Below are 16,043 nucleotides of genomic sequence, written 5' to 3'. Positions count from 1 at the left end.
CATCTGGTGCCGACAGTCACTACCGCGCCGCCTGCTTCAGGGCCACGGCCGCGTCGCGCACCAGCGTCCGTTCCACGGCCGTACCCTGCTGAATCAGCTTCCGGCCCTGCGCGAGATCGCGCGGACGGCCGACGGCCAGCAGCGCGGCCAGCCGCTCCCCGCGCAGCCAGCACACGCTCCAAGCGGCGCCGTCCGGGGAGCCGCGCCACACCAGCTCGTCCCCCTCCGCGTGGTGCCCGATGTACTGCACGAAACGGCCGAACTGCTCGGACCAGAAGTAGGGCACCGGGTCGTAGACGACGGTGTCGGCCTCGCCGTCGGCGTGCCCCTCGGCCAGCAGGTTCGCCGCGACCGTACGGGGGCCCTGCAGCGCGTTGTCCCAGTGGTGGATCAGCAGCCGCTCGCCGTAGCGGGCCGACGGGAAGGAGGCGCAGTCGCCCACCGCGTAGACACCGGCGTCGTGGCCGCCCGGGACAGCGGCGCGCAGCCGGGCGTCGGCGAGCACGGCACCGTCGGGGCCCAGCTCGACGCCGGAGCCGCGCAGCCAGCCGGTCGCCGGGCGGGCCCCGATGCCGACCAGCACCGCGTCCGCCGCCAGCCGTGTGCCGTCGGCGAGCAGCACCCCGCCGCGTTCGACCGACTCGACGGCGACCCCGGTGCGCAGCGTCGCCCCGGCCTCCGCGTACCAGGCCCGCATCGGCTCGGTCACCTGCGTCGGGAGCGCGCCCGGCAGCGGGGTGTCCGCTGCCTCGACGACGGTGACCTCGCAGCCGCGCTCGCGCGCCGCCGTGGCGAACTCCGCGCCGATCCAGCCGGCGCCGACCACCACGATCCTGCCCCGCGCCGCCAGCACCGGGCGCAGCCGCTGCGCGTCGTCCAGAGTGCGCAGCAGGTGGACACCGGGCACGCCCTCGCTTCCCGGCAGGGCGACCGGTTCGGCCCCCGTGGCCAGAACCAGACGGTCGTAGTGGACCGGCCCCGCGTCGGTGACCAGCAGCCGCTCGTCGGCGCGCAGCCCGGTGACGGTCCTGCCCAGTTCGAGCTCGATGTCCAGATTCGCGAAGTCGATCTCGAAGAGCGGCGCCTGGGCCTCCTCGCCCTTGCCGAGCAGCACGGCCTTGGACAGCGGCGGCCTGTCGTACGGCGCGTGCGGCTCGGCCCCGATCAGTCGAACGGAGCCGGGCCAGCCCTGTTCGCGCAGTTGTACGGCGGTCTGCACACCGGCCATACCCGCGCCCACGATCACGACCCGCTGCTGTTTCTGACTGTCACTCACGCGATCACTGTATGCCGGTCGGCTCGCACGGCCATCCGCCGGCGGTCGTAGGCCCCCGGCGAGGCGCCCGGTCCCACCCGGTGGCCTTACCCGGCTCACCCGCACCGCAGTAGGGTGGGTGCGGTAGACACACGGCATACGCGGGAGCCCGGACGCACCGGGCTGAGAGGGAGGCTGCGACGGCCTCCGACCGTCCGAACCTGATCCGGGTCATTCCGGCGAAGGGAGCAGCAGCGCCCATGCGCGGCACGACAGGTCCTGCGGAGCACCCGGCGAACGAGGGGATTCCTGCCGAGAAGGGGACCGCCGCCCCGCTCGGACCCGGCGCGAGCCCCGATGTGCTCGTGCTCGGTGGCGGGCTCATCGGCCTGGTCACCGCCTGGCGAGCGGCCGGGCGCGGTCTGAAGGTCACCGTCGTCGACCCCGGGCCCGGCGGCGGCGCGGCGCAGGTGGCGGCGGGCATGCTGGCGGCCGTCACCGAGCTGCACTACGGCGAGGAGACGCTGCTGCGCCTCAACCTCGCCTCGGCGGCGCGCTATCCGGACTTCGTCGCCGAACTGGAGGACGCCACCGGGCTGGAGACCGGCCACCGCGCCTGCGGCACCCTCGCGGTCGCGCTCGACGCCGACGACCGCGCCCACCTGCGCGAGCTGCACGCGCTCCAGCAGCGCTGCGGACTGGAATCGCAGTGGCTGACCGGCCGCGAGTGCCGCCGTCTGGAGCCGATGCTGGCGCCCTCCGTACGCGGCGGAGCCCGCGTGGACGGCGACCACCAGATCGACCCCCGCCGGCTGGCCGCGGCACTGCTGCGCGCCTGCGAACGCTCGGGCGTCGCCTTCCGCCGCGCCCGAGCGCTGCGGCTGCTCACCTCCCGGGACCGCGCCGTGGGCGCCGCCCTGGAGGACGGCACGGAACTGCACGCCGGGCAGACGGTCCTCGCGCTCGGCTCCCGCAGCTCCGCTCTGGAGGGCCTGCCACCCGAGGTGGCGCCCCCGGTACGCCCGGTGAAGGGCCAGGTCCTGCGGCTGCGGATGCCGCCAGCGCGACACGGCGCCTTCCTCTCCCGCACGGTGCGTGCCGTGGTGCGCGGCGCTCCCCTCTATCTGGTGCCCCGCGAGGACGGCGAGCTGGTCGTCGGCGCCACCAGCGAAGAGCTCGGCTGGGACACGACGGTCACCGCCGGCGGCGTGTACGAGCTGCTGCGGGACGCGCACGAACTCGTACCCGGCGTCACCGAGCTGCCGCTGGCCGAGACCCGCGCCGGGCTGCGCCCCGGCTCCCCCGACAACGCACCCCTGCTCGGCCCCACCGAACTGGCCGGGCTCCACCTGGCCACCGGCCACTACCGGCACGGGGTCCTGCTCACCCCCGTCACCGGCGAGGTGCTTGCCGAAGTGCTGACCACCGGCGAGCTGCCCGAGCCGGCGCTGCCGTTCACCCCACGCCGCTTCGCCTCTTCCGCCGCCACCCCCGCTCCCTCCCGTGCGCTCCAGGAGCAGCCCGTATGACCTCCACCGCCGGCACACTGACCCTCTCCGTCAACGGTGAGCCCCGCCAGGTGGCCGCCGGACTCACCCTCGACCAGCTCGTGGCCACCCTCACCACCGCGCCCTCCGGCGTGGCAGCAGCGCTCAACGAGGACGTCGTCCCCCGCAGCCGCTGGGCCGCCACCACGCTCGGGGAAGGCGACCGCGTCGAAGTTCTCACCGCAGTCCAGGGAGGCTGAGCACAGCGATGGCCGACGATCCGCTGACCATTGGCGACACCACCTTCACCTCGCGCCTGATCATGGGCACCGGCGGCGCGCCCAGCCTCGACATCCTGGAACGCGCCCTGCTGGCCTCCGGCACGGAACTGACGACCGTCGCCATGCGGCGGCTGGACCCCTCCGTGAGCGGCTCCGTGCTGTCCCTGCTCGACAAGCACGGCATCCGCGTACTGCCGAACACCGCCGGGTGCTACACCGCAGGTGAAGCGGTGCTCACCGCCCGGCTCGCCCGCGAAGCGCTCGGCACCGACTGGGTGAAGCTGGAGGTCATCGCCGACGAGCGCACCCTGCTGCCCGACCCCGTCGAGTTGCTCGACGCCGCCGAGACCCTGGTCGACGACGGCTTCACCGTGCTGCCGTACACCAACGACGACCCCGTACTCGCCCGGAAGCTGGAGGACGTGGGGTGCGCCGCCGTCATGCCGCTCGGCTCCCCCATCGGCTCCGGGCTCGGTATCCGCAACCCGCACAACTTTCAGCTCATCACCGAGAGGGCGGGGGTACCCGTGGTGCTCGACGCCGGGGCCGGCACCGCCTCCGATGTGGCCCTCGCGATGGAGTTGGGGTGCGCCGCCGTGATGCTGGCTTCCGCCGTTACGCGGGCTCAGGAGCCCGTGCTCATGGCTGAGGGCATGCGGCATGCCGTTGAGGGTGGGCGCCTCGCATTCCGCGCGGGGCGCATTCCGCGGCGCCACTTCGCTGAGGCCTCCTCCCCCTCCGAGGGGGTCCCCCTCTTGGACCCCGAACGCCCCGCCTTTCGCTGAGGCCGCCACCCTTGGCTGAGGGCCCATTCTTGGGCCCCCTCCCATTCATGGGGGCTCCGCCCCCCAACCCCCGGGTCCTCGCCGGACGGGCGTTGGGGCGGCTCCGCCCCCCAACAGCCCCCCGCTACGGGGGCTTCGCCCCCCTAGGAGCCCCCTTCCGCAAAAGGGCACCCCTGTTCACGTTCCCTTGTCCCGGCTTATGACTGAGGCCCTTGGTCCGGCCGGTGACTCCCGCAGGGTCGTCACCGGCCGGTCCAAGGACCCGCACCACTGAGGGGACGCTCTTTACGGCAATGGGGTAGTCCCAGGCGGCAGGGGGGTCCTAGGGGGGCGAAGCCCACCTAGCGGGGGGCGTTGGGGGGCGGAGCCCCCCGACACGACCACTTGGCGGCGAGCCGGGACACAAACGGGGCGTGCGTCCACAAGCGGGGACCACCTCGTGAGGGGCTCGCCCCCCCGACACGACCACTCGGCGGCAAGCCGAAGCAACAAACGGGGCGTGCGTCCACAAGCGGGGGGGCCACCCCGTGAGGGGTCCGGGTCCACAACGCGGCGGGCCACCCCGTGAGGGGTTGTCACTGTTCGGCTCCGAAACAGCCGCAACCCGCAACCAAGCGGCAAAGCCAGCGCAGCGCCCTCGTACACTCTGCGCAATGGACACCACCCTCAAGGACCCCCTGGTGGGCCAGGTTCTCGACGGCCGGTACCGCATCGACGCCCGCGTAGCCGTCGGCGGCATGGCGACGGTGTACCGCGCCATGGACACCCGCCTGGACCGCGTGCTGGCCCTGAAGGTGATGCACACCTCCCTCTCGGCGGACGACACGTTCGTGACCCGCTTCATCAGGGAGGCGAAGTCGGCCGCGCGGCTCGCGCACCAGAACGTGGTCGGGGTCTTCGACCAGGGGACGGACGGCACGTACGTCTATCTCGCGATGGAGTACGTGGAGGGCTGCACGCTCCGTGACGTGCTGCGCGACAGAGGCGCGCTGCGCCCCCGCGCGGCGCTCGACATCCTGGAACCGGTGCTCGCCGCGCTGGGCGCGGCACACCGCGCCGGGCTCGTACACCGGGATGTGAAGCCGGAGAACGTGCTGATAGGGGACGACGGCCGGGTCAAGGTCGCCGACTTCGGGCTGGTCCGGGCCGTGGACAGCCAGACCTCGGCGACGACGGACTCCATCCTGGGCACGGTCTCGTATCTGGCGCCGGAGCAGATCGAGGACGGCACGGCGACGCCGCGTACGGATCTGTACTCGTGCGGTGTGATGCTCTACGAGATGCTGACCGGCACCAAGCCGCACTCGGGGGCCTCTCCCGCGCAGGTGCTCTACCAGCATCTGAACAAGGACATGCCGGCCCCCTCGGCGGCGGTGCCGGGGATGGCGGCGGCGCTGGACGCCGTGGTCGCGCGGGCGACGGCGCGGTCGCCCGAGGGGCGGCCCGAGGACGCGGTCGCGCTGCTGGCGGAGGTCCGCTCGGCCAGGGCGGGGCTGACCGACGAGGAGCTGGACGCGGTACCGCCGCAGGCCAAGGACGGCGGCACGGGCCCGGCGAGCCGCACAGACCCGGCCGCCGCCGCCGACGCCGACGCCGCACACCCCGCGGCCGCGACCCCGGTCGGCGCCACCTCGGCGAGCGAGGCCGAAACCTCCGTGATCCCCCGCCCAACGGAGGCCGCCCACCTCGCGGAGGCCGCCCACCTCGCGGACGCCACCGACACCGCGACAATCCCCCCGGTGCCTGCACCGGCGCCGGACGCCGAGCCGATGGACCGTACGGCGATTCTCTCGGCGCCCCCCGCCTCCCCGCCCACCGCTCCGCCGGGCGGCGCCGGCGGCGAGGCGGAAGGTCCCACCCCCGGCGGACCCCGGCGGCGGGTACTGCAACCGCGCTGGTGGCTGGTGACGCTGGGCGTGCTGCTGGTGGCCCTGGTGGCCACCGGCATCTGGTACGTCAATTCCGGGCAGTTCGTCCAGACCCCCGCCGTGCTGGACAAGACCCAGTCGGAGGCGACGGAGAAGCTCTCGGACGCCGGGCTGGATGTGAAGGTCGAGCGCGACTACAGCGAGCGGGTCGAGCGCGGCCATGTGATCAGCACCGATCCGAAGCCGGGCGAGCGCGTACGCAAGACGGGCAGCGTCACGCTGACCGTCTCCCGCGGCCCCCATGTGGTGAAGGTCCCCGAGCTGAAGGGCACTCCCCTCTCGGACGCCCGCCGTCAGCTCAAGGACGCCGGGCTGGAGCCGGGGACGGTCAAGCGGCGGTTCGACGAGGAGACCGCGCAGGGCTCGGTCATCACCACCGATCCCCGGCCGGGCAGCAAGCGCAGGCCGGGTGCCGCGGTGGCGCTGACGGTCTCCAAGGGCGCTCCGATCGAGGTGCCCGATGTGGTGGGTGACGAGCAGAGTGACGCGGTGAAGGAGCTGAAGGAGGCAGGCCTGAAGGTCCGCATCGCCTCCGAGCGGATCCACTCCGAGCACGACAAGGGCGCCATCGCCCGTCAGTCCCCCACCGACGGCAGCTCGCTCGCCAAGGGCGACACCGTGACGCTGACGGTCTCCAAGGGGCCCGACATGGTCGAGGTCCCGGATGTGGAGGGCCGCAGCGAGGACGAGGCCACCACGAAGCTGGAGCAGGCGGGCTTCGAGGTGACGGTGCGCCGCATCTTCTTCGGGGACACCGTCTTCAACCAGTCCCCCGACAGCGGCGAGAAGGCGCCCCGGGGCTCGGAGGTCACCATCTGGCTCCGTTGAGCGGCTGCTGACCCGCCACCCCCGAGCGGCGGGCAGGGCGGCGGTTCGCATGACACAGCCCCGCGAGAAAGACGGTTCGCCGACTTCTCGCGGGGCTTCTTCATGCAGCGGGGCTTCTTCATGCAGCGGGGCTTCTTCATGCAGCGGGGCTTCTTCGTGTAGCGCGCCGGACACACACCGTACGGAGATGTCCGGCTTGGTGCGCATGTCCGGCCACGGTCAGTGTTGGGCGACTTGTCGCCGTGTGACCCCACCCATAGGACGCACGTCACCTACGAAACAACCTAGTGGAAAGAAACCAACCGCTCGACCTGGAATGCAGTCGCCTTACGGACCTCCAGGTTCGGCCCCCGGCAACGAATTCAGGTAGTACGTCACACCTTTGATTTCGTAAAACGGGCCCTTTAACAATTGCGGTCGTCGCACGGCGCCGAAACAGCACTCGGCGTTTCTCCCCGGCTCCCCGCCTCTGCGACGACGCCAGCGATGAAAGGTTCCGTACTTCCTCATGCCCAACATCTCCAGCCTCAGTCTCAGCCCCAAGGCCAAGAAGTTCTCCGCCCTCGGTCTCGGTGCCGCCGGCGCCGCGACCCTGGCCGTGACCGTGCTGCCCGGTACGGCGGCGCACGGTGACTCCGGCCAGGCCGCGGCCAAGAAGGTCACCGCCGAGAGCGTCGCCTTCAGCTCCCACTCCTCCGTACTGCCCGACCAGGGCAAGGACCTGGTCTCCCAGCAGCAGTCGCTGGCCGCAGCGCCGGCCGACACCAAGGAGGTGGCGAGCGTCAAGGACGCCACCACCACCGCGAAGAGCTTCACCGGCACCGACGAGGTGGCAGCGGCGATAAAGGCCGACGCCAAGGAGCGGGCCGCCAAGGCAGCGGCGCGGAAGAAGGCGGAGGCGGCCGCGGCCAAGGAGCGTGCGGCCAAGGCGGCGGCCAACCGCGCCAAGCAGCGGGCCGCTGCCAAGCCCACGTACCCGAACAACCTGGACGGCTGGATCCGCGAGGCCCGCGCCATCATGGCCAAGCACGGCATCCCCGGCTCCTACGAGGGCATCAAGCGCAACATCATCCGTGAGTCCGGCGGCAACCCGCGCGCGATCAACAACTGGGACATCAACGCCATCAACGGCGTGCCGTCCAAGGGTCTGCTCCAGGTGATCAAGCCGACCTTCGACGCCTACCACGTCGAGGGCACCTCCTGGGACCAGTACGACCCGGTGGCGAACATCGTGGCCGCCTGCAACTACGCGGCCGACCGCTACGGTTCGATGGACAACGTCAACTCGGCATACTGAGTGGTGTGACCACGAACGAGACGCAGCGCATGCGCAATCCCATTGGCGGCCATGTCCCCGTAGCCGGGGGGCTGGCCGCCACTGGTATTTCCTATGCCGCGGATATCGGCGCCGAAGCACTTCAGGTCTTTGTCGCGAATCCGCGCGGCTGGGCGATGCCGACGGGAAATGCGGACCAGGACGCCGAATTCCGTACCGCATGCGAGGAGCGTGGACTCCCCGCTTATGTGCACGCTCCTTATCTGATCAATTTCGGCTCGCACACCGAGGAGACGGCCACCAAGTCCGTGCTCTCGCTGCGGCATTCACTGCGACGCGGGCGTGCCATCGGCGCGCTGGGGGTCGTCGTGCACACCGGCGCCGCGACCGGGGGCCGGTCCCCGGCGACCGCGCTCGCCCAGGCGCGCGAGCTGATGATGCCGCTGCTGGACGAGCTGACCCACGACGACGACCCGTGGCTGCTGCTGGAGCCGACGGCCGGGCAGGGCGCCTCGCTCTGCTCCCAAGTGCACGAGCTGGGCCCTTACTTCGAGGCGCTGGAGCACCATCCGAGGCTCGGCGTCTGCCTCGACACCTGCCATGTCTTCGCCGCCGGGCACGACCTGGCCGCTCCCGGCGGGGTGGACCGCACGCTCGAGGAGCTGGTGTCGGTGACGGGGCCCGGCCGGCTGAAGCTGATCCACGCCAACGACTCCAAGGACGTGGCCGGTGCGCACAAGGACCGGCACGCGAACATCGGCGGCGGTCACATCGGGACGGAACCGTTCGAAGAGCTGCTGGCCCACCCGCTGACGGCTGGCGTACCGCTGGTGATCGAGACCCCGGGCCGCAAGGAAGGCCATACGACGGATGTGGCACTGCTGAAGAAGCTGCGGGACGGCTGACACTCGTCGGCGCCTGGCATGAAGCATGGCGGAATACCCCTAGGGGGTATAACGTTGTGGCCGTGCGACGGCACGATCCGCTCTGCTTCCCAACGAGGTGTCCCATGACCCAGCACGTCCAGCACGACTCCGGAGCCCACCCGCACGGCGAGCCCGACCACGGCCACGATCACGGCCACGGCCACGGCCACGGCCACGGCGACAGTCACGGCCGCGGCCCCGTCTCCTGGTCCATGGCCGCCCGGGCCACCCTGCACTGCCTGCTGGGCTGCGCACTGGGCGAGATACTCGGCATGGTGATCGGGACCGCGCTGGCCTGGCACAACGCGCCGACCATGGCGCTGGCGATCGTCCTGGCGTTCGTCTTCGGCTACAGCTTCACGATGTACGCCGTCGTACGCGCCGGCCTCGACTTCCGTACGGCGCTCAAGGTCGCCCTCGCCGCGGACACGGTCTCCATCCTGGTCATGGAGCTGGTCGACAACGGCGTGATCCTGCTGGTCCCGGGTGCGATGGACGCCCAGCTGGACACAGCGCTGTTCTGGGGCGCCCTCACGGTCGCCTTCGCCATCGCCTTCCTGATCACCACGCCGGTCAACCGCCTGCTCATCGGCGCGGGCAAGGGCCACGCCGTGGTGCACCAATACCACTGACGCGACGGGGGGCGGGCGGGGCGGCTACAGCTCCGGGCCGTCCCCCGGCTCCTCCTGGTAGGAGTAGCGCTGCTCCTTCCAGGGGTCGCCGATGTTGTGGTAACCCCGCTCCTCCCAGAAGCCCCGGCGGTCCGCCGTCATGTACTCGATACCGCGGACCCACTTGGGGCCCTTCCAGGCGTACAGGTGCGGAACGACCAGGCGTACGGGGAAGCCGTGCTCGGCGGTCAGCAGCTCGCCGGCCCGGTGCGTGGCGAACATCGTCTTCTCAGCTGTGAAGTCCGACAGTCGCAGGTTCGAGCTGAAGCCGTACTCGGCCCACACCATCACATGGGTGACATCGGGCGCGGGCGGCGCCAGTTCGAGGATCGTACGCGCGGGCACGCCGCCCCACTCGGCACCCAGCATGCTGAACTTGGCGACACAGTGCAGATCGGCAACGACGGTCCGGTACGGCAGCGCGGAGAACTCCTCGTGGTTCCAGCAGTGCTTCTCGCCGTCCGCTGTGGCGCCGAAGACCCGGAAGTCCCAGCGCTCGCGGCGGAACTTCGGTACCGGGCCGTAGTGGGTGACCGGCCACCCACGCTGGAGCCGCTGCCCGGGCGGAAGCTCCGGTTGCTCCCCTTCGCGGCTTTGCGGCTGACCCATGCCATCCATGGTGACAGACCCCGGCCCGTGGTCTTGACCACCCCCGAGCGGGCGGTCGGGCGCCGGGCGGGCGGGTACTCGTCCGAGGTGGAATCGCAGCTCACAACCGCAAACACCGGCACACTCGGTAAGCGTGCACTTACTGGACCATGCCGTTGGGCGGTGACAGGATGCGCGATTGCGCGCCACGCGCGCACTCTGCCCGGTACACGCGTCATGCCCGTGGAAGGAGCCCGCCACCATGCAGGGCGACCCCGAGGTCATCGAATTCCTCAACGAGCAGCTCACCGCCGAGCTGACCGCCATCAACCAATACTTCCTGCACGCGAAGATGCAGGAGCACTTCGGCTGGACCAAGCTCGCCGAGTACACCCGCTCCGAGTCGTTCGACGAGATGCGGCACGCGGAGCGGCTCACCGACCGCATCCTCTTCCTGGAGGGGCTGCCGAACTACCAGCGGCTCTTCCATGTGCGGGTGGGTCAGACCGTCACCGAGATGTTCCGGGCCGACCGGCAGATCGAGGTGGAGGCGATCGACCGGCTCAAGCGCGGTATCGAGCTGATGCGCAACAAGGGTGACATCACCTCGGCCAACATCTTCGAGGACATCCTCGCGGACGAGGAGCACCACATCGACTACCTGGACACCCAGCTCGACCTGGTCGACAAGCTGGGCGAGTCGCTCTACCTCTCACGGCAGATCGAGCAGAAGGCCGCGGACGAGACCTGAGACCGCCAACGGCACGGGAGGGGTGTCTCCCTGCTGTGCTTGGAAGGGGTTCGCGGGAACCGCGGGGCAAGCCCTACGCGGCGACCGCGGATGAGGTCGCAGGAGCGGGAGCCGGCTGCGCCGTAAGGGGCTGCTCGCCGCGGTCCAGCGCCGCACGGCGCGGGCACTCACCACGGCCGAGGATGCCCTGGATACGGCGGACGCAGGACCCGCAGTCCGTGCCCGCCTTGCTGGCCGAGGCTATCTGGCGCGGGGTGCACGCCCCCGCCGCCGCGTGCTCTTGCACCTGCTCTTCGGTGATGCCGAAGCACGAGCAGACGTACACGCGGTCACCTCCGCCTCGGGTCGGTCCGGTCGGTCTCAGCCTTCTGAGGTTAACCTAACCTTACCCGCCTGGGCCTGTCCACATACACCGCTGGGGCCCGCGTCACACGAGTGAAGCGGGCCCCAGCGGCGGGGACCGGGCGCTCAGGCCGCGCTCACTGGTCCCGGTACATCTCCGCGACCAGGAAGGCCAGGTCGAGCGACTGGCTGCGGTTGAGCCTGGGGTCGCAGGCCGTCTCGTAGCGCTGGTGCAGATCGTCGACGAAGATCTCGTCGCCGCCGCCCACGCACTCGGTGACGTCGTCACCGGTCAGCTCCATATGGATGCCGCCGGGGTGGGTGCCCAGGCCCTTGTGGACCTCGAAGAAGCCCTTGACCTCGTCCAGCACATCGTCGAAGCGGCGCGTCTTGTGGCCGCTGGCCGCCTCGAAGGTGTTGCCGTGCATCGGGTCGCAGACCCAGGCGACGGTGGCACCGGAGGCCGTGACCTTCTCCACCAGCTCGGGGAGCCGGTCGCGGATCTTGTCCGCACCCATCCGGGTGATGAAGGTGAGGCGGCCCGGCTCGCGGTCCGGGTCGAGCCGCTCGATGAGGGCGAGCGCCTCCTCGGAGGTCGTCGTCGGGCCCAGCTTCACCCCGATCGGGTTCCGCACCCGGGAGGCGAACTCGATGTGCGCACCGTCGAGCTGCCGGGTGCGCTCGCCGATCCAGACCATGTGCCCGGACACGTCGTAGAGCTTGCCGCTGCGCGAGTCGACCCGGGTGAGGGCCGACTCGTAGTCGAGCAGCAGCGCCTCGTGCGAGGAGTAGAACTCGACCGTCTTCAGCTCTTCGGGATCCGTGCCGCAGGCGTGCATGAACTTCATGGCCTGGTCGATCTCGCGCGCCAGCGCCTCGTACCGCTGCCCGGAGGGGCTGGACTTGACGAAGTCCTGGTTCCAGGCGTGCACCTGGCGCAGATCGGCGTAGCCGCCGGTGGTGAAGGCACGGACCAGGTTCAGCGTGGCGGACGAGGCGTGATACATCCGCTTCAGCCGCTCCGGGTCGGGCCTGCGGGCCTCGGGAGTGAACTCGAAGCCGTTGACCGAGTCACCGCGGTAGGAGGGCAGCGTCACCCCGTCCCGGGTCTCGGTCGGCTTGGAGCGCGGCTTGCTGTACTGGCCCGCGATCCGCCCGACCTTCACCACGGGAACCGATCCCGCGTAGGTGAGGACGGCGCCCATCTGGAGCAGCGTCTTGAGCTTGTTGCGGATGTGCTCGGCGCTGACCTGGTCGAACGCCTCGGCGCAGTCCCCGCCCTGGAGCAGGAACGCCTCACCGCGCGCGACAGAGCCCAGCCGCTCGCGAAGCTGGTCGCACTCGCCGGCGAAGACGAGCGGCGGATAGGACTCGAGCTCGGCGAGTACGGTACGCAGAGCCTCGTGGTCCGGCCACTCGGGCTGCTGTGCTGCGGGCAGGTCCCGCCAGGTGTGGGCACCGGCATCGGTGTGGGCGTTCACAGTCACGGGGACAAGGTTACGGCCTTCCGGGGGGAACCCATCCGGCTGCCCGCCATCCGAGACCGCGATCACCAGGCGAGCACGGCGCGCCCATGAGCGCGCTCGTGGGCTATGGTGTCGGCATGCATACGCACTCGACCATGAACTGGTGGTGGCCCGCCCGCACGGCGGCCCGCCACAACGCGCGTATGCACTGAAGAACCCAGTCAACGTGCCAGGCCGCCCGAGGGGCGGCCTTTTTGCGTTCCGCGGCCGTTCCTCCCGTACTCCGCGTACACCGCGCACTCCACGTGCGCCGCGTACACCTCGTACTCCGCGAAGGGACTCCGCATGCACCGCACCGGCACCGCCGCACCGACCGCCGCCCCCGCACCCTCCTCCTGCCCCTCACCTGCCGCCCTCGTCGAGCGTCTGACCAGCGACGACGCGCCGCCGTTCGCCATGCTGCGCAGGCGGACGCCCGGCCGGGACGCCGACCTGGTCGAGGTGCTGATCGGCGGCGTCCGCGAGGTGGAGCACCTCGCCGATCTGCCGGTACGCCCGAACGGCGAAGGGGGCGCGCTCGCGCTCGTACCGTTCCGGCAGATCCGCGAGCGCGGCTTCGACGTGCGGGACGACGGCACCCCGCTGTCCGTGCTGCTGCCCGACGAGCGGTACGAGCTGCCCCTAGCCGGCACCCTCGACGCGCTCCCCGGCCACGCCGTACGGGTCGAGGAGGGCGCGTTCGATGTGACCGACGGCGCATACGAGGAGATCGTGCGCCGGGTGGTCACGGAGGAGATCGGCGCCGGTGAGGGCGCCAACTTCGTCATCCACCGCAACTATCGGGGCCGCATCCCGGACTTCTCCCGAGCCGACGCGCTGGCTCTCTTCGCGCGGCTGCTCCGCGGCGAGCAGGGCGCCTACTGGACGTTCGTCGTCCACACCGGCGACCGCGTGCTGGTGGGCGCCAGCCCCGAGGTACACGTACGGATGAGCGGGGGGACCGTGGTGATGAACCCCATCAGCGGCACCTACCGCTATCCCCCGCAGGGCCCGGACGTGGCGGGGCTGCTGGACTTCCTGGCCGACCGCAAGGAGAGCGAGGAGCTGTCCATGGTCGTCGACGAGGAGCTGAAGATGATGTGCACCGTCGGCGACGCGGGAGGAGTCGTCGTCGGGCCGCGGCTGAAGGAGATGGCGCACCTGGCGCACACCGAGTACGAACTGCGCGGCCGCAGCACCCTGGACGTGCGCGACGTGCTGCGCGAGACGATGTTCGCCGCCACGGTGACCGGCTCCCCCGTCGAGAACGCCTGCCGGGTCATCGAACGGCACGAGCCCGCAGGACGCGGCTACTACTCCGGGGCCCTGGCGCTGCTCGGCCACAGCGCGGCCGGAGACCAGACGCTGGACTCCCCCATCCTCATCCGTACCGCCGACATCGACGCGCGCAGCGGACGGCTGCGGGTACCGGTCGGCGCCACGCTGGTGCGCGCCTCCGACCCGGCGAGCGAAGTGGCCGAGACACACGCCAAGGCGGCCGGTGTCCTGGCGGCGCTGGGCGTGCGCGAGGCGCCGGACCCCGCACCGCGCTTCCCCCGGCCACGGCTGGCGGACGACCCCAGGGTGCGGGCCGCGCTCGAGGGGCGGCGCGCCTCCCTGGCACCGTTCTGGCTGCGGATGCGCGTGGGGCAGCCGGAGCGTACCGGCGCCGGGCAGGTGCTGGTCGTGGACGGCGAGGACACCTTCACCTCGATGCTGGCGCACCTGCTGCGCTCCACCGGGCACCCGGTGGAGGTGCGGCGCTACGACGAGCCGGGGCTGGCGCAGGCCGCGCTGGAACACCAGGGACCCGTGGTGCTGGGGCCCGGTCCCGGCGACCCGCGCGATACCGGCGATCCGAAGATGCGGCTGCTGCGCGGTCTGGCCGCCGAGCTGGTGCGCGCCCGGCGGCAGCCGCTGCTGGGCGTCTGCCTCGGGCACGAACTGCTCGCCGCCGAACTGGGCCTGGAGCTGGTACGCAAGGAACGCCCGCACCAGGGTGCGCAGGAGACGATCGACCTGTTCGGACGGCGGGAGACGGTCGGCTTCTACAACTCCTACACGGCCCGCTGCGACGACGAGGCCGCCGCCGAACTCGCCCTGCACGGGGTCGAGCTCAGCCGCGATCCGGCAAACGGTGACGTGCACGCGCTGCGCGGGCCGGGCTTCGCGGGCGTGCAGTTCCACCCGGAGTCGGTGCTGACGCTGGACGGGGTCACGGTGACGGCGCAGCTGCTGGCGGCGGTGAGCGAGACCGCAGCGCGCGCGGGCCACGCCTGAACACCGGACGGGAGGGGGAGCCCGGGAAGGGCTCCCCCGCTCCGGCGTCAGCCGAAGAAGACGCCCGCCTCCTCGTAGAGCGCCGGATCCACCGTCTTGAGCTTCTCGGTGGCCTTGGCGAGCGGGACGCGGACGATGTCCGTACCGCGCAGCGCCACCATGCTGCCCCACTCCTCGTCGCGCACCGCGTCGATGGCGTGCAACCCGAACCGGGTGGCCAGCCAGCGGTCGAAGGCGGTGGGCGTACCGCCGCGCTGGATGTGACCGAGGACCGTGGTGCGGGCCTCCTTGCCGGTGCGCGACTCGATTTCCTTGGCCAGCCACTCGCCGACACCCGAGAGCCTGACGTGTCCGAAGGAGTCCGTGGAGCCGTCCTTGAGCACCATCTCGCCGCCCTTGGGCATCGCCCCCTCGGCCACGACGACGATCGGTGCGTAACTCGCCTTGAAGCGGGAGGTCACCCACTCGCAGACCTGGTCGACGTCGAAGCGCTGCTCGGGGATGAGGATGCAGTTGGCTCCGCCCGCCAGCCCCGAGTGGAGGGCGATCCAGCCGGCGTGCCGGCCCATGACCTCCACCACCAGCACCCTCATATGGGACTCGGCCGTGGTGTGCAGCCGGTCGATGGCCTCGGTGGCGACGGTGACGGCCGTGTTGAAGCCGAAAGTGTAGTCGGTCGCTGACAGGTCGTTGTCGATGGTCTTGGGCACGCCCACGCAGCGGATTCCGTACTCGTCCGTCAGCCGGGCCGCCACGCCCAGGGTGTCCTCGCCGCCGATCGCGATCAGCGCGTCGACCTCGTACTTGGCGAGGTTCTCCTTGATGCGCCGGACGCCGTCCTCCTCCTTGAAGGGGTTGGTGCGCGAGGAGCCGAGGATGGTCCCGCCGCGCGGCAGCATGCCGCGCACCGCCGGGATGTCGAGCCGGACCGTCTCCCCCTCCAGCGGCCCCCGCCAGCCGTCGCGGAACCCGGTGAAGTCATAGCCGTAACGCTGGACTCCCTTACGGACGACAGCCCGCATGACCGCGTTGAGACCGGGGCAGTCGCCGCCACCGGTCAGCACTCCGACCCGCATGGGATCTCCCTTCGCCGCATGAACGCCTGGACGTGAGTCACGCTAGCGGTGACTCACGTCACAC

The 16,043-nt window shown here is 71.2% G+C and carries 14 protein-coding genes and 1 riboswitch; of the genes, 9 read left to right on the top strand and 5 right to left on the bottom strand.

Going from position 1 to position 16,043, the window contains the following annotated elements:
- Positions 1-19: 19 nt before the first annotated feature.
- Positions 20-1,228, bottom strand: coding sequence for an FAD-dependent oxidoreductase (locus HC362_RS24840; protein WP_243088803.1), 1,209 nt, complete (start codon positions 1,226-1,228; stop codon positions 20-22).
- Positions 1,229-1,406: 178 nt separating this feature from the next.
- Positions 1,407-1,520, top strand: a riboswitch (TPP riboswitch).
- On the opposite strand from HC362_RS24840, the gene thiO reads away from it, so the two are divergent.
- From thiO to HC362_RS24805, 7 genes are all read left to right on the top strand, one after another.
- Entirely contained in the window at positions 1,516-2,784 is a 1,269-nt protein-coding gene (gene thiO / locus HC362_RS24835) for a glycine oxidase ThiO (RefSeq protein ID WP_243086372.1), read from the top strand. It overlaps the preceding riboswitch by 5 nt.
- Positions 2,781-3,002, top strand: a complete 222-nt coding sequence (gene thiS, locus HC362_RS24830) for a sulfur carrier protein ThiS (RefSeq protein WP_243086371.1) — start codon at positions 2,781-2,783, stop codon at positions 3,000-3,002. Before thiO ends, thiS begins: the two co-directional genes overlap by 4 nt.
- A gap of 8 nt (positions 3,003-3,010) precedes the next feature.
- Positions 3,011-3,808 carry a thiazole synthase gene (locus HC362_RS24825; RefSeq protein ID WP_243086370.1) on the top strand — a complete coding sequence of 266 codons (798 nt, stop codon included), beginning with the start codon at positions 3,011-3,013 and terminating at the stop codon, positions 3,806-3,808.
- Positions 3,809-4,461: 653 nt separating this feature from the next.
- Positions 4,462-6,564 carry a Stk1 family PASTA domain-containing Ser/Thr kinase gene (pknB, locus tag HC362_RS24820; protein WP_243086369.1) on the top strand — a complete coding sequence of 701 codons (2,103 nt, stop codon included), beginning with the start codon at positions 4,462-4,464 and terminating at the stop codon, positions 6,562-6,564.
- Between the two features lie 508 nt (positions 6,565-7,072).
- Complete coding sequence (locus HC362_RS24815; protein ID WP_243086368.1) at positions 7,073-7,861, top strand: transglycosylase SLT domain-containing protein; 789 nt, start codon at positions 7,073-7,075, stop codon at positions 7,859-7,861.
- 29 nt (positions 7,862-7,890) lie between these two features.
- A complete protein-coding gene (locus tag HC362_RS24810) occupies positions 7,891-8,745 on the top strand; it encodes a deoxyribonuclease IV (RefSeq protein WP_243088802.1) in 855 nt (284 codons plus the stop codon).
- A gap of 104 nt (positions 8,746-8,849) precedes the next feature.
- Positions 8,850-9,398 carry a DUF4396 domain-containing protein gene (locus HC362_RS24805; protein WP_243086367.1) on the top strand — a complete coding sequence of 183 codons (549 nt, stop codon included), beginning with the start codon at positions 8,850-8,852 and terminating at the stop codon, positions 9,396-9,398.
- A 24-nt stretch (positions 9,399-9,422) separates the two neighbouring features.
- On the opposite strand, the gene HC362_RS24800 is transcribed toward HC362_RS24805, so the two are convergent.
- Positions 9,423-10,046, bottom strand: coding sequence for a sulfite oxidase-like oxidoreductase (locus HC362_RS24800; RefSeq protein WP_243086366.1), 624 nt, complete (start codon positions 10,044-10,046; stop codon positions 9,423-9,425).
- Positions 10,047-10,287: 241 nt separating this feature from the next.
- Here HC362_RS24800 and bfr point away from each other — a divergent pair, with 241 nt between their 5' ends.
- Positions 10,288-10,776 (top strand): bacterioferritin, encoded by a 489-nt coding sequence (gene bfr / locus HC362_RS24795; RefSeq protein ID WP_209264942.1) that lies wholly within the window; start codon positions 10,288-10,290, stop codon positions 10,774-10,776.
- A 73-nt stretch (positions 10,777-10,849) separates the two neighbouring features.
- On the opposite strand, the gene HC362_RS24790 is transcribed toward bfr, so the two are convergent.
- Together HC362_RS24790 and HC362_RS24785 are read right to left on the bottom strand one after the other, a co-directional pair.
- The gene (locus tag HC362_RS24790; protein WP_243086365.1) at positions 10,850-11,101 is read right to left on the bottom strand and encodes a (2Fe-2S)-binding protein; all 252 of its coding nucleotides are present in this window, start codon (positions 11,099-11,101) and stop codon (positions 10,850-10,852) included.
- A 154-nt stretch (positions 11,102-11,255) separates the two neighbouring features.
- Complete coding sequence (locus tag HC362_RS24785) at positions 11,256-12,599, bottom strand: 3-deoxy-7-phosphoheptulonate synthase class II (RefSeq protein WP_243088801.1); 1,344 nt, start codon at positions 12,597-12,599, stop codon at positions 11,256-11,258.
- A gap of 330 nt (positions 12,600-12,929) precedes the next feature.
- Here HC362_RS24785 and HC362_RS24780 point away from each other — a divergent pair, with 330 nt between their 5' ends.
- A complete protein-coding gene (locus HC362_RS24780) occupies positions 12,930-14,903 on the top strand; it encodes an anthranilate synthase family protein (RefSeq protein WP_243086364.1) in 1,974 nt (657 codons plus the stop codon).
- Between the two features lie 47 nt (positions 14,904-14,950).
- On the opposite strand, the gene HC362_RS24775 is transcribed toward HC362_RS24780, so the two are convergent.
- Positions 14,951-15,979 carry a 6-phosphofructokinase gene (locus tag HC362_RS24775; protein ID WP_243086363.1) on the bottom strand — a complete coding sequence of 343 codons (1,029 nt, stop codon included), beginning with the start codon at positions 15,977-15,979 and terminating at the stop codon, positions 14,951-14,953.
- Positions 15,980-16,043 lie beyond the last annotated feature (64 nt).

This window comes from Streptomyces sp. 891-h (genome assembly GCF_022760275.1).
GTDB lineage: Bacteria > Actinomycetota > Actinomycetes > Streptomycetales > Streptomycetaceae > Streptomyces > Streptomyces spirodelae.
The sequence above is the reverse complement of the archived record's forward strand: the minus strand, read 5'-3'. Positions and strand labels throughout refer to the sequence as shown.

What these genes read in the sequence shown, in the direction of transcription:
- HC362_RS24840 (WP_243088803.1), bottom strand. Translation starts at nt 1,228, where the DNA reads ATGGCCGGTGTGCAGACCGCCGTACAACTGCGCGAACAGGGCTGGCCC.
- thiO (WP_243086372.1), top strand. Translation starts at nt 1,516, where the DNA reads ATGCGCGGCACGACAGGTCCTGCGGAGCACCCGGCGAACGAGGGGATT.
- thiS (WP_243086371.1), top strand. Translation starts at nt 2,781, where the DNA reads ATGACCTCCACCGCCGGCACACTGACCCTCTCCGTCAACGGTGAGCCC.
- HC362_RS24825 (WP_243086370.1), top strand. Translation starts at nt 3,011, where the DNA reads ATGGCCGACGATCCGCTGACCATTGGCGACACCACCTTCACCTCGCGC.
- pknB (WP_243086369.1), top strand. Translation starts at nt 4,462, where the DNA reads ATGGACACCACCCTCAAGGACCCCCTGGTGGGCCAGGTTCTCGACGGC.
- HC362_RS24815 (WP_243086368.1), top strand. Translation starts at nt 7,073, where the DNA reads ATGCCCAACATCTCCAGCCTCAGTCTCAGCCCCAAGGCCAAGAAGTTC.
- HC362_RS24810 (WP_243088802.1), top strand. Translation starts at nt 7,891, where the DNA reads ATGCGCAATCCCATTGGCGGCCATGTCCCCGTAGCCGGGGGGCTGGCC.
- HC362_RS24805 (WP_243086367.1), top strand. Translation starts at nt 8,850, where the DNA reads ATGACCCAGCACGTCCAGCACGACTCCGGAGCCCACCCGCACGGCGAG.
- HC362_RS24800 (WP_243086366.1), bottom strand. Translation starts at nt 10,046, where the DNA reads ATGGGTCAGCCGCAAAGCCGCGAAGGGGAGCAACCGGAGCTTCCGCCC.
- bfr (WP_209264942.1), top strand. Translation starts at nt 10,288, where the DNA reads ATGCAGGGCGACCCCGAGGTCATCGAATTCCTCAACGAGCAGCTCACC.
- HC362_RS24780 (WP_243086364.1), top strand. Translation starts at nt 12,930, where the DNA reads ATGCACCGCACCGGCACCGCCGCACCGACCGCCGCCCCCGCACCCTCC.
- HC362_RS24775 (WP_243086363.1), bottom strand. Translation starts at nt 15,979, where the DNA reads ATGCGGGTCGGAGTGCTGACCGGTGGCGGCGACTGCCCCGGTCTCAAC.